At 56.5% G+C, this 12,749-nt stretch carries 9 protein-coding genes; 1 reads left to right on the top strand and 8 read right to left on the bottom strand.

All coding sequences use genetic code 11. The annotated features are described in order from the left end of the window. Nucleotides 1-7: 7 nt before the first annotated feature. Together glnL and glnA are read right to left on the bottom strand one after the other, a co-directional pair. Nucleotides 8-1,057, bottom strand: coding sequence for a nitrogen regulation protein NR(II) (gene glnL / locus ACW9E7_RS20195; RefSeq protein ID WP_008501857.1), 1,050 nt, complete (start codon nucleotides 1,055-1,057; stop codon nucleotides 8-10). 170 nt (nucleotides 1,058-1,227) lie between these two features. Continuing rightward, nucleotides 1,228-2,637 (bottom strand): glutamate--ammonia ligase, encoded by a 1,410-nt coding sequence (glnA, locus tag ACW9E7_RS20190; protein WP_008501856.1) that lies wholly within the window; start codon nucleotides 2,635-2,637, stop codon nucleotides 1,228-1,230. A gap of 376 nt (nucleotides 2,638-3,013) precedes the next feature. Here glnA and typA point away from each other — a divergent pair, with 376 nt between their 5' ends. Next, on the top strand, nucleotides 3,014-4,837 hold the full coding sequence (gene typA / locus ACW9E7_RS20185; protein ID WP_458728266.1) for a ribosome-dependent GTPase TypA: 1,824 nt from the start codon (nucleotides 3,014-3,016) through the stop codon (nucleotides 4,835-4,837). An 80-nt stretch (nucleotides 4,838-4,917) separates the two neighbouring features. On the opposite strand, the gene ompL is transcribed toward typA, so the two are convergent. The 6 genes from ompL to yihT all read right to left on the bottom strand — a co-directional run bounded on the left by ompL (nucleotide 4,918) and on the right by yihT (nucleotide 12,747). Next, nucleotides 4,918-5,604, bottom strand: coding sequence for a porin OmpL (gene ompL, locus ACW9E7_RS20180; RefSeq protein ID WP_458728265.1), 687 nt, complete (start codon nucleotides 5,602-5,604; stop codon nucleotides 4,918-4,920). Nucleotides 5,605-5,678: 74 nt separating this feature from the next. Next, entirely contained in the window at nucleotides 5,679-7,103 is a 1,425-nt protein-coding gene (locus tag ACW9E7_RS20175) for an MFS transporter (RefSeq protein ID WP_458728264.1), read from the bottom strand. Between the two features lie 43 nt (nucleotides 7,104-7,146). Next, the gene (locus ACW9E7_RS20170) at nucleotides 7,147-8,529 is read right to left on the bottom strand and encodes an MFS transporter (protein ID WP_032639920.1); all 1,383 of its coding nucleotides are present in this window, start codon (nucleotides 8,527-8,529) and stop codon (nucleotides 7,147-7,149) included. 45 nt (nucleotides 8,530-8,574) lie between these two features. Then, complete coding sequence (locus tag ACW9E7_RS20165) at nucleotides 8,575-10,599, bottom strand: alpha-glucosidase (protein ID WP_458728263.1); 2,025 nt, start codon at nucleotides 10,597-10,599, stop codon at nucleotides 8,575-8,577. A gap of 16 nt (nucleotides 10,600-10,615) precedes the next feature. After that, nucleotides 10,616-11,857, bottom strand: a complete 1,242-nt coding sequence (yihS, locus tag ACW9E7_RS20160) for a sulfoquinovose isomerase (protein ID WP_458728262.1) — start codon at nucleotides 11,855-11,857, stop codon at nucleotides 10,616-10,618. Between the two features lie 14 nt (nucleotides 11,858-11,871). Next, the gene (gene yihT / locus ACW9E7_RS20155; RefSeq protein ID WP_003861939.1) at nucleotides 11,872-12,747 is read right to left on the bottom strand and encodes a sulfofructosephosphate aldolase; all 876 of its coding nucleotides are present in this window, start codon (nucleotides 12,745-12,747) and stop codon (nucleotides 11,872-11,874) included. Nucleotides 12,748-12,749 lie beyond the last annotated feature (2 nt).

Genomic DNA, 12,749 nt, shown 5'->3' with positions numbered 1-12,749 from the left:
GTCACCTTTATTTTTTAATCGGCAGGAAAACCGAAAACTCGGTATGTCCCGGCCAACTGGTAAATTCAATTTTTCCAGAGTGTTGGTCGATCAAACTGCGGGCAATGGATAAGCCCAGGCCGGTTCCGCCTTCACGGCCGCTGACCATCGGGTAGAACAGGGTGTCCTGCAGATGCGATGGAATGCCGGGCCCGTTATCCTCAACGTCGATTCGGGCGGCCAGCCGGTAGCGCACGCCGTGTAACGTGAGCTGGAAGGCGGTGCGGGTGCGTAAAATAATCTCGCCGCCTTCAGGTCCCAGCGCCTGCAGAGCATTACGCACAATATTCAACAGGACCTGCTCAATCTGATCCGGGTCATGGGCCAGTTCCGGCAGGCTTGGGTCGTAATCACGTACCAGCGTGACGTTCTCCGGCAGCTCCATTGAGACGAGCTTCACCACCCGCTCAGCCACTTTATGGATGCTTTCAGTGACGTGCATTCCCGGCTGCTGCGGACCGAGAAGACGGTCTACCAGATTCCGCAGACGGTCCGCCTGCTCAATGATGACGTTGGTATATTCCGCCAGCGCAGGGTCAGGCAGCGCCTTGGTCAGAAGCTGCGCCGCGCCGCGTAACCCACCCAGCGGGTTTTTAATTTCATGCGCCAGACCGCGCACGAGGTCACGGGCTGCAATCTGCTGCGCATGCTGAAGCTGCTCCTGGCTCAGTCGACGCTGATTATCCATCGGCGCCATTTCCAGCAGGATCAGGCCTTCGGGAAGACGTTGCGCGGTTAGCGACAGAATGTGCGAGCGCCCGTCGATCACCAGCGTCACTTCGTTATCGGTGAAACCCTGGCCTGCCTGTAAGCTTTCCTGCATCAGGCCAATATTCAGCGAAAAATAGCTCAGGAGTTCCGGAAGCGGGGTACCGAATAGTTTACGTGCGCTTTGGGCAAGCAGCTGCTGTGCCGCCGGGTTGGCGTAATGAACGGCCAGCTCGTCATCGACCAGCAAAATGCTGTTAATCAAAGAATTGAGGATCTGCCCAGCATCGGGCAGCGTGCCAGTTGCCATTCAGCAGTCTCCTGGAGTCGTTTGCACTAATTTAGTGCAGTATAGCGTTTTCGGCGTAAAAAGCGCGTGAGATCAGATTGTTGGTGGAGAAAAAAGCCCATCCGGAGATGGGCTAAAAGTTTCCACGGCAACTACTCCCGGCGCTTGTCACGCCGGGTAAAACAACTTAATTAAACGCTGTAGTACAGTTCGAACTCAACCGGATGCGGAGTCATGCGCACGCGGTCGTTCTCTTCAGTGCGCAGGGCGATGTAAGCATCGATAGCGTCGTCAGTGAATACGCCACCTGCAGTCAGGAACTCGCGGTCTGCGTCCAGCGCCTGCAGGGCTTCTTCCAGAGAGCCAGCAACCTGTGGGATCTCTTTCGCTTCTTCTGGCGGCAGGTCGTACAGGTTTTTGTCCATCGCTTCGCCCGGGTGGATCTTGTTCTTGATACCGTCCAGACCTGCCATCAGCAGTGCTGCGAAGCACAGGTATGGGTTAGCCGCTGGATCCGGGAAGCGTACTTCGATACGACGCGCTTTAGGAGACGCCACCACCGGGATACGGATAGAAGCAGAACGGTTACGTGCAGAGTAGGCCAGCATCACTGGCGCTTCGTAGCCCGGGACCAGACGCTTGTAGGAGTTGGTGGTTGGGTTCGCCAGGGCGTTGATCGCTTTAGCGTGTTTGATAACACCACCGATGTAATACAGCGCCTGCTCGGACAGGCCAGCATATTTGTCGCCAGAGAACAGGTTGGTACCGTTCTTGGACAGAGACATGTGGCAGTGCATACCGGAACCGTTGTCGCCAAACATTGGTTTTGGCATGAAGGTCGCGGTTTTACCGAAACGGTGCGCAACGTTGTGCACAACGTATTTGTAGATCTGAATTTCGTCCGCTTTTTTGGTCATGGTGTTGAAGCGGGTTGCCACTTCGTTCTGACCCGCAGTCGCCACTTCGTGGTGGTGAGCTTCAACAACCAGGCCCATCTCTTCCATCACCAGACACATGGTGGAACGAATGTCCTGTGCAGAATCGACCGGAGGAACCGGGAAGTAACCACCTTTAACGCCAGGACGGTGACCTTTGTTACCACCTTCATATTTGGTGGAGGAGTTCCATGCACCTTCGATGTCGTCGATAGCAACGTGGGAGCCAGAAATAGAAGCACCGAAACGGATGTCATCGAACAGGAAGAATTCTGGCTCTGGCCCGAACAGAACGGTGTCTGCGATGCCGGTAGAACGCAGGTACTCTTCAGCGCGTTTCGCGATAGAACGTGGGTCGCGGTCGTAGCCCTGCAGCGTGCCTGGCTCGAGGATGTCGCAACGGATGATCAGGGTTGGTTCTTCGAAGAACGGATCAATGACCGCAGTGGTTGCATCTGGCATCAGAACCATGTCGGATTCGTTAATGCCTTTCCAGCCACCAATGGAGGAGCCGTCAAACATTTTGCCTTCTTCAAAGAATTCGGCGTTCACCTGATGAGCAGGGATTGTGACGTGCTGTTCTTTACCTTTGGTGTCGGTGAAGCGGAGATCAACAAACTTCACTTCATGTTCGTTCAGCATCGTCAAAACGTGTTCAGCGGACATACTTAACTCTCCAGATTGGTCATTGTCGTCGTGGTAACGAGGTCTTCAGTTTCTGTTTGTACTGGCTGTTGCCATGTAATTTTTATAAAGCGAAATCTGTGCCAACTTTTAAATCACCCCAAAAAGGCGTTATCATGCGCACCATAGTGCAAAAGGGCTGCACCACGATGGATTTGTTGCACCAGTATAGTGCTTCAATGTGAACATTGAGCACCATATTGGTGCAATTTACGTTAAAGTGCCCTTTTTCGCTCCGTGAAAGCGATCACAAAGCATCTCTGCAATACTTGTTTGCGGAGGATGTTTGTGATCCTGTTTTGTAGTGCGATTAATCCGTGTACAATAACGCGCTATTTCTAATGCCTGAGGCAAAGTTGTGATCGAAAATTTGCGTAACATCGCCATCATCGCGCACGTTGACCATGGTAAAACTACCCTGGTTGATAAGCTGCTGCAGCAATCCGGTACGTTTGATGCGCGTGCCGAAACTCAAGAGCGTGTGATGGACTCCAACGATTTGGAGAAAGAGCGTGGGATTACCATCCTCGCGAAAAACACCGCGATTAAATGGAATGACTACCGTATCAACATCGTTGATACCCCAGGGCACGCCGACTTCGGTGGTGAAGTTGAGCGCGTGATGTCCATGGTGGATTCCGTGCTGCTGGTGGTTGACGCATTTGACGGCCCAATGCCGCAAACGCGCTTCGTGACCAAAAAAGCATTTGCCCATGGCCTGAAACCAATTGTTGTTATCAACAAGGTTGACCGTCCTGGCGCACGTCCTGACTGGGTTGTTGATCAGGTATTCGACCTGTTCGTTAACCTCGACGCGACCGACGAACAGCTGGACTTCCCTATCATTTACGCTTCGGCGCTGAATGGTATCGCGGGTCTGGACCACGAAGATATGGCGGAAGACATGACCCCGCTGTATCAGGCGATTGTTGATCACGTACCGGCACCGGATGTTGATCTGGATGGTCCACTGCAGATGCAGATCTCCCAGCTGGACTACAACAACTACGTTGGCGTCATCGGTATCGGTCGTATCAAACGCGGTAAAGTGAAGCCAAACCAGCAGGTTACTATCATCGATAGCGAAGGCAAAACCCGTAACGGTAAAGTTGGCAAAGTGCTGACTCACCTGGGTCTGGAGCGTATCGACAGCGATCTGGCTGAAGCGGGCGACATCATCGCTATCACCGGTCTGGGCGAGCTGAACATCTCTGACACCATCTGCGATCCGCAGAACGTGGAAGCGCTGCCAGCCCTGTCTGTTGATGAACCAACCGTTACCATGTTCTTCAACGTCAACACCTCTCCGTTCTGTGGAAAAGAAGGTAAGTTCGTTACCTCTCGTCAGATCCTTGACCGCCTGAACAAAGAGCTGGTGCACAACGTTGCGCTGCGTGTTGAAGAAACCGAAGACGCTGATGCATTCCGCGTTTCTGGTCGTGGTGAGCTGCACCTGTCTGTTCTGATCGAAAACATGCGTCGTGAAGGTTTCGAAATGGCGGTTTCCCGTCCGAAAGTAATCTTCCGCGAAATCGACGGCCGTAAACAAGAGCCATTCGAAAACGTAACGCTGGACGTTGAAGAGCAGCATCAGGGTTCTGTGATGCAGGCTCTGGGTGAGCGTAAAGGCGACCTGAAAAACATGAATCCAGATGGCAAAGGCCGCGTACGTCTCGACTACGTGATCCCAAGCCGTGGCCTGATCGGCTTCCGTTCTGAGTTCATGACCATGACCTCCGGTACCGGCCTGCTGTACTCCACCTTCAGCCACTACGACGACATTCGTCCGGGCGAAGTGGGCCAGCGTAACAACGGCGTACTGATCTCCAACGGTCAGGGTAAAGCTGTTGCGTTTGCGCTGTTCGGTCTGCAGGATCGCGGTAAGCTGTTCCTGGGGCACGGTGCTGAAGTTTATGAAGGCCAGATCATCGGTATTCACAGTCGTTCTAACGACCTGACCGTAAACTGCCTGACCGGTAAGAAACTGACCAACATGCGTGCGTCCGGTACTGACGAAGCAACGGTTCTGGTTCCACCGATCAAGATGACCCTGGAGCAGGCTCTGGAATTCATCGATGACGACGAACTGGTAGAAGTGACTCCGCTGTCTATCCGTATCCGTAAACGTCACCTGACCGAGAACGATCGTAAACGTGCTATGCGCGGTGCGAAAGAAGAATAATTCGGTTATGCCGTAGGCCGGGTATGCGCATGCGCCACCCGGCAACGAAAAAGCCGCTGAGCGATCAGCGGCTTTTTTTATTAGAACGAATACCGTAGCCCTAAACGGATCCGGTACTGCTCCCGGTTGTAATCATTCCATCTGTCCAGCCACTGCAGTTCGAGGTACGGCAGCCAGTTTCTGTCGATCTTATAGCTAAACTTATTGGTAATTTCCCAGTGATGGTCTTTGCCATTTTTGCTGTGGTAATCATTCACCCGCTGGAAAAAGTGCGGTTCAAAGGTGTAGAAAAATGCATCCGTTACTTTGAAATTCCAGTAGTTGGCAAATTCGTGCGTGTCGTTCTTATCCATCTGCCCGTTATAGTCCGGCGTATCGTAGTTGTTATGGTTATAGCGATAGCGGAACGTCAGATTAAACCAGTCCGTAAATTTGTAGTTGGTATCTAAATAAACCGCTCCACCCGAACCTGCGCTGCTGTCGTTTATCAACCCGCCGGGCTGGAAGGTGAGTTTACTGGTCGGCTTAAAGAGCGGATACCACCCCTCGATTTCGTTATAGCTGTGCTTAAGTTCATCCCATTTACCCACGTTATAGGCGTTGGTGAACATAAGCCCCGCGCCCATATCGAAGTTATATCCCGCGCGCAGGATCACCTCGTGCAGCTCTGAGGCGGTGTTGAAGGCTTCGCGGGTTTCGACATAGGCCCCGGCAAATACCGGGCAGGACACAGACGACACGATCAGTACAGTGATGATTCTTTTCATAATTTGTCCATGTATCAGGTACAGAAAGGCCTCCCTCCTGATAAACAGGAAGGGCATAGTGGCCGGATTTATTGTTAAAAAGTGACTGCTGACGCTTTATTGTTGGTGGTTATCTCAGGGGTATTCGCGGTTTGTTTCTTCCGTTTTCCAATCTCCTCGATAATAAAGGCGAAGCGCGCTTCGTTGAGTTTATAAAACAGCCCCATGGTCACGGCAGCAACAATCGCCAGGCCGCACGGCCAGAGGAAAATAAGCTGACGCAACCCAAGCAGCGTGCCCGCGCTCTGCACGGCATGGGGAACGTAGCCGATCTGGGTCAGCATAATGCCGGGCAGGAAACCGGCGAGGGCGGCGGAGATTTTGCGCGAGAAGGTATAGCCGGTATACACCGACCCTTCGGCGCGAATGCCGGTTTTCCACTCGCCGTAATCAACGGTATCCGGCACCAGCGCCCAGTTCAGGCTGTTCACAAACGCCGTGCCGAAGAAGGCCATGCAGGAAAAGAGCACAAACAGCAGGGAGCTGGTCCCCCAGAAGAAATTCAGCACGTCGCCCATCGCCCACAGCGCCAGCCCGCCCAGATAGACCGGCTTCTTGCCAAAGCGCTTTACCGCGCCGGGCACCAGAAACACGCCAATCAGAATGCAGCCCATGCTGAAAAAGCCCATCCACGACAGCAGATGCAGATCGTTCAGCACGTACTGGGTGTAATAGACCTGAATCGCCAGCTTGATGTTAAACGCGGCGAGAGTACACAGGTTGGCGATGCACAGCACCAGCAGCGGCGGGTTGCGGAAAATCGCGCAGAACGATTTCAAAATGCCGGGCTTATGGTGATCGGGCGTAAGCTCGACGTAGCGCTCTTTCACCCCGCTGTAGCACCACCACATGCAGAACAGGCCGCCGGTGACGAACGCCAGCGCGGCCACCAGATAGCCGAGTGAGGGCTGGTGGACGAACAGCGCCTGAATGGGCATAAAGCCGACGGTGCAGAGCAACAGCCCCACCGTTGCGCCGCCCTGACGCCAGGCCGCCAGCTGCGCGCGCTCGTTCGGGTTTTTGGTGATGGCCGGAACCATCGCACCGTAGGCGCAGTTCATCAGGCTATAGCAGAGGCCAAACATCATGAAGAGCACGGTGGCGAGCGCCGTTTTCACCGTCAGGCTAAAGTCGTTGGCCATAAACTGCGCCGTCGCGACCAGCGCCACCGGGACGGAGGCGTAAAGAATAAACGGCCGGAACTTCCCCCGCGCGCCGATATTACGCCGGGAGTCGAGCAGCACGCCGGTCAGCATGTCGGTCAACGCGGTAAAAAACTTCGCCACCAGGAAAATGATGCCGCCATAGAACGCAGGCATACCCAGTTCGTCAGTATAAAACTTCAGCAAATACAACGTCCCGATACAGAGCATCAGGTTCGAGCCAAAATCGCCCATCCCGTAGGCGCACTTCTCTCGCAGGCTCAACTTCAGGGTTAACGGATCAGTGTTATGTGTCATGGTCGATCCTCAGAGCGCCCCGCAGGGCGCTTTCTCACGTCATTTATGCCGTACGTTTGCGCAGTTCGATCTCTTCCACGATGCGCACATACATCTTCTCGTTGAGGTTGTAGAAGCAGCCCATCGCCACGATGGTGATGACCGCCAGCAGGCTCGGATAGATAAATATCAGCTGCCGTAGCCCTTCAACCGTGCCGGCGGATTGCACCACGTTGGGCACATAGCCGATCTGCGTGAGCATGATCCCCGGGAAGAAGCCCGCCAGCGCCTGCGAGACCTTACGGAAGAAGGTAAAGCCGGTGTAGACCGTCCCCTCGGAGCGCACGCCGGTGCGCCACTCGCCGTATTCCACGGTATCGGACACCAGCGCCCAGTTCAGGCTGTTCACAAACGCGGAGCCAAAGAACGCCAGGCAGGAGAACGCCACAAAGCTCACCGATCCGCCGCCGAAGAAGTAGTTGAGCAGATCGCCCGCCACCCAAATCGTCAGCCCGCTGATGTAGACCTTTTTCTTGCCAAAACGCCGCACCGCGCCGGGCATCATAAAGACGCCGATAAAAATACAGCCCATGCTGAAGAAGCCCATGTATGACAGCAGGATCGGGTCGTTCAGTACGTACTGCGTGTAGTACACCTGAATGGCGAGTTTGACGTTAAAGGCGCCCAGCGTGCACAGGTTGGCGATGCACAGGATAAACAGCGGGCGGTTCCCGGCGATGGCGCGAAACGACTGCAGCAGGCCCGGTTTTTGCGCCGGGTTTGCAGGCTGTGTCTCAACGTAACGCTCGGTCACCCCCTTATAGCACCACCACATGAAGAACAGCCCGAACAGCGAGAAGAGGGTCGCAGCGAAGATATACCCAAGCTGGTCGTTACCTTCAATCAGGTTCATCACTGGCACAAAGCCCACGGTACAGAGCAGCAGGCCCAGCGTGGCGCCGCCCTGACGCCAGGCGGCCAGCGACGCGCGCTCGTCCGGATTTTTGGTAATGGCGGGCACCATCGCGCCGTAGGAGCAGTTCATCATGCTGAAGAACAGGCCGTACAGCATGAACAGCACCGTCGCCATCACCGTTTTGCCGGTTACCTCAAACGGCGTGCCGACAAAGTTGGCAATCGCCAGCAGCGTCACCGGGAAGGCCGCATACAGTACGAACGGGCGGAACTTCCCTTTCGGGCCAATCTTGCGCCGGGAGTCGAGCATGATCCCGGTACCCATGTCGGTGAAGGCGGTAAAGAACTTCGCAATCAGGAAGATAATCCCGCCGTAGGTGCCCGGGAGCCCCAGCACGTCGGTGTAAAATTTCAGCAAATAGAGCGTGCCGATATCCAGCAGGATGTTAGAGCCGAGGTCGCCCATCCCGTAGGCGAGTTTTTCTTTAAACGGCAGTCGTAGGGTTGCCGGATCGGAAGTAAGTTGACTCATTATTATTCTCCGTCTGCCCGCAGGTTTCCCTGCGGGCGAGCCTTATCAGATATGACGTAAGGTGCTAAACAGATCTGCCCATTCGCTGTGCTGGCGATAGAACACCGGCGGTTTGCCGAGCGGGGCATCAACGGTGACGTCACCGCCCTGGCAGGTTTCCCCGGTCCACGCATTGACCCAGCTGTCCTGCGGCAGATAGAGCGTCCAGTCGCGACGGCCCTCTTCATAAACCGGCGCCACCAGCAGGTCACGGCCAAACAGATACTGGTATTTCAGCGTGAAGGCGCGCGCGTCTTCCTCGTAGTGCAGGAACAGCGGGCGCATCACCGGCAGGCCGCTTTTCGCGTTCTGCGCAACCGCAGCTTTGATGTACGGCTTCAGGGTGGTGAACACGGTGGTCATGCGCGCGAAGTGGGCGATGGTTTCCGCATCGCCGTCGAACTGCCAGTTATCGCCAGGGCGGTTGCCCTCGTGGGTACGCATCATCGGCGTAAAGGCGCTGAAGTCGCACCAGCGCAGCAGCAGCTCTTTGCTGCGCTTCATCTCGAAAAGCGTCGTATAGCCGCCAATGTCGCTGTGGTGCAGGCCGTGACCGGTCATCGCCAGTGAAAGGGCCGCCGGTACGACGGACGCCAGACCGTCGTCCAGGCTCCAGTCGACGTTCTGATCGCCCGCCCACATCATCACAGAGTGCTTCTGGCTGCCGGTGTAGCCCGCGCGCATAAAGAACAGGATCTCTCCGAGCTTGCCGGTCTCCTCCAGCGCTTCGTAGTTACATTTCGCCCACAGGGCAGGCCAGGCGTTATGCATGATCTCCGCGCTCACGCCGTTGTGCAGGAAGGTATCGGTCGGCAGATACTCACCGAAATCGGCCATCCAGCCGCCGCAGCCCAGTTCAATCAGGTTCTTTTTAATCACCTCTTTGTACCAGCTGTAGGCTTCCGGGTTGGTCAGGTCGATAACGCCCGCGTAGAACTCGCCGAACTCAACGTGGTAATCCTTGCCGTCGGCATCTTTGGTCAGATAGCCGCGCTTCGACGCCTCTTCGCAGAGATCTTTATCGCTGGCGACGTACGGGTTGATATAGGAGAGGAACTGCACGCCTTCCTGTTTCCACTGCGCAATCCGCTCATCAAGCTGCGGATAGAGCGCGCTGTTCCACTTCCAGTTCCACATTACGCGTTTGCCAAAGGAGGTCATGCGGATGCCGGACCAGTCCTGAGCCCAGATACCGTTCACCTTCACGCCGCCCTGGCGCATAACGTCGAGCTTTTGCTGACACACGTCGGTGCCGCCCTGAATACCCAGCGTCACGCCGTCGTACACCCAGTCCGGCAGTTCAGGCTGACGCCCCAGCAGGTCGGTCAGTTTTTCCAGCAGATCGACGTAGGTTTCCGCACATTCGAAGCGCAATGTGGCGTTATCTTCCCAGAACGCCAGCTCGTGGAAGTCCGGCGCGCTGAAGTCGAAGTTCATATAACAGCTGTTATCCACGTGGCAGTAGTACTTCTGGGTGCTCACGAAGGTAGGCTGCGGGAAGAAGGTCCAGTAGTAGTCGCCGCCCGCGTTCTCTTTGCAGTCGGCCTGCCAGGTGACGTAGGTCTGCTTATTGCGGCCCACGCCCTGCTCGCTGGTCCACAGCGGGAACGGCTTACCGCGCAGATCGAAGTACGAGAACTGCTCGCCGCAGCCGTAGATATGATCTTGTGGCTGAGCCGCCAGCCGCAGCCAGATGCGGTTATGGCTGGCGGCGTCATTTTTCAGCTTCAGCTCCAGACGGCCTTCGCCATCCACGCCCACCAGCAGCGTTGCGCTCACCGCATCGCCGCGGGTAAAGCGGATCGCCCAGCCCGCGCTTTGCTGCGTGACGGTCGCGTTCGTCAGGGCAATCTTTTCGTTGAGCTTGTCTTTGATGCTGAAGTTGCCGCGAAACATCTCGATATCGGCCTCGCCCGCGCCGATCCACAGGCAAGGCGCATCTTCGGAGTGGGACAAAATCAGGCGGTCCTGCCAGCGCAGGGTAAAGCTACTTTCGTTATTTTTCAGATCAATATTGTGTAGGGTACGCATAAACACTCCGTCTTTATTATTTGGCCAGGCTATCCAGTAATCCGGCAGCGACGGCAGGGGCTAAGCCCGGTGCCAGCGGCAGGCGGGGGATCACCAGGCAGTGCAGCAGGTGGTAAATATCCTGCTTGCCGTCCCAAACTTTAGTGGTCACTTCGTTATTGGTGTCCAGCTCCTGCCACCAGGATCCGTTTTCGTAGTCCATCAGGTACTTAATGCAGTAATCCCACCACTTCTGATACCAGGCCTCGTACTGCGCCTCGCCGGTCACGGTATAGAGGGCATAGGCCGTGCCCATTGCCTCGACGATCGGCCAGCGCACGCGTTCGCGCACGATTGGCTTGCCGTCCCAGCCCACGGAGTAGACAAACCCATCGGCCCCGTCGGGTGCCCAGGCGTCGCGGAGGGTGGCGTGGAACAGGCCTTTCGCATCTTCCAGCAGCCACTCCGGCGGGGTTTCAAAGCGCGCTTCCAGGGCGGCGCGCAGGTGCAGCATCAGGCGGCCCCACTCGATCCAGTGGCCCGGCGTGCCGCCGTAGGCGCGGAAGCGGTGGGCCGGGTTATCGATGTTGTAATCGCGGATCGGGTTCCAGCTGGTGTCGAAATGCTCGTTAACCCGGTACTCACCCTTGCGCGCCACGTCATGAATAATCACCGAAGCGATGCGCAGGGCGCGGTCGAGCCATTTACGGTCGTGGGTCACGTCATAGACGATGAGGAAGGCTTCCACGGCGTGCATGTTGGCGTTACCGCCGCGATAGTCTTCCGTTTTGCTGAAGGCTTCATCCCAGGACTCCAGGCACATCTGCTCCTGTTCGCTCCAGAAGTAACGCTCAATCACCTCGATGGCATCGTCCAGCAGCCTGCGTGCCTGCGGGTGACCCGTGGTCACGGCGCTCGCTGCGCCCAGCAGGACGAAGAAGTGCTGATAGCCCTGCTTGGACGCATCAATCACGCCTTCATCGTTAACGCAGGCGTACCAGCCGCCGTGCTGCTTGTCGCGCAGCGGGCCGTTCAGGGCGTTAATGCCGTGCTCAACCAGGGCATACGCACCGGGGCGTCCCATGTTCGTCGCCACCGCGTAAACGTGCAGCATGCGGGCGGTGATCCACAGATGCGTGCCCATATCGCTGCGCACCTGGCCGTTATTGCCCAGCCAGCCAAAGCCGGTCGGTACGGCGGCGTTTTTACCGAAATCGAGAATGCGGTCGGTCTCTTGTTCGAGCCAGCGGTTATGGCTCAGGGTGTTAAACCATTTCATGTTCGGGTCCTTTCTTAACGGCGAGCCATCATTTCGTCGACGATCTCACCAAGACGCTGAAGTTTGGGGACGGAGATATCACGCAGCATCAGCTCGGTGTCCGGCAGGCCAATCACAGAGGACCAGACGGCGCGGCCGGCTAAAAAGCCCGATGCACCTGCCTGCATGGCGACGCTCACGGCGCGCGGGAATAACTTATCGTCCACGCCGGACGAGAGGATCACCCACGGCATGGCGATGTTCTCATTCAGCTTTTGCGAGGCCGCCAGCAGCTCCTGCTGCGTGCCCTTGCCAAACAGCGGCATCTCCACCTTGTAGAGGTCGGCGCCGCTGTCGCCCAGCTCTTTGGCCGCGTCGATAATCGCCTGTTCGCGGTTAAACGCGGCACCGCGACGCGGCGGACGCACCACCGGCTCGATAATGCTCAGCAGGCCGTTATCGTGGCACAGCGTATTGAACGCTTTCACCATCTCCAGGCGCTGCTGCGGATCTTCATCGCTGCGCCACAGCACCAGCAGCTTCAGCGCTTTGCCGCCATCGCGTTTGACCGCCTGCGCGTCGACGTTCTTGTCGATCGCCACGCTGTCGACCGGAATACCGTTCCCAGGAATAAACTCGTCGGCGGCCACAATCATCGCGCAGCTTTTGGCCACGGCCTGCTGCTCGACAATCTGGCGATAGCAGAACTGCTGGTCGACGAGAATGGCAGAGGCGTACGGCGACAGAATTTTTGCCGCGTTGACCTTAAAATCCGTCAGGTGCTGGTCGGTTACCGGTACCGGCGCGCCTGCCGCCGCAAACATCAGGCGCATCGCTTCGCGCTGATCCACGGCCAGCATCGCAAAACCGCCGGAAGGTCGGGTGATATCTTTCAGGGTGTACATCGTCATTC

Source organism: Enterobacter sp. H2G27 (genome assembly GCF_054403075.1).
Note: the sequence above shows the minus strand (reverse complement) of the source record. Positions and strands in the feature narration are given on the sequence as shown.

What these genes read in the sequence shown, in the direction of transcription:
- glnL (WP_008501857.1), bottom strand. Translation starts at nt 1,057, where the DNA reads ATGGCAACTGGCACGCTGCCCGATGCTGGGCAGATCCTCAATTCTTTG.
- glnA (WP_008501856.1), bottom strand. Translation starts at nt 2,637, where the DNA reads ATGTCCGCTGAACACGTTTTGACGATGCTGAACGAACATGAAGTGAAG.
- ompL (WP_458728265.1), bottom strand. Translation starts at nt 5,604, where the DNA reads ATGAAAAGAATCATCACTGTACTGATCGTGTCGTCTGTGTCCTGCCCG.
- ACW9E7_RS20175 (WP_458728264.1), bottom strand. Translation starts at nt 7,103, where the DNA reads ATGACACATAACACTGATCCGTTAACCCTGAAGTTGAGCCTGCGAGAG.
- ACW9E7_RS20170 (WP_032639920.1), bottom strand. Translation starts at nt 8,529, where the DNA reads ATGAGTCAACTTACTTCCGATCCGGCAACCCTACGACTGCCGTTTAAA.
- ACW9E7_RS20165 (WP_458728263.1), bottom strand. Translation starts at nt 10,599, where the DNA reads ATGCGTACCCTACACAATATTGATCTGAAAAATAACGAAAGTAGCTTT.
- yihS (WP_458728262.1), bottom strand. Translation starts at nt 11,857, where the DNA reads ATGAAATGGTTTAACACCCTGAGCCATAACCGCTGGCTCGAACAAGAG.
- yihT (WP_003861939.1), bottom strand. Translation starts at nt 12,747, where the DNA reads ATGACGATGTACACCCTGAAAGATATCACCCGACCTTCCGGCGGTTTT.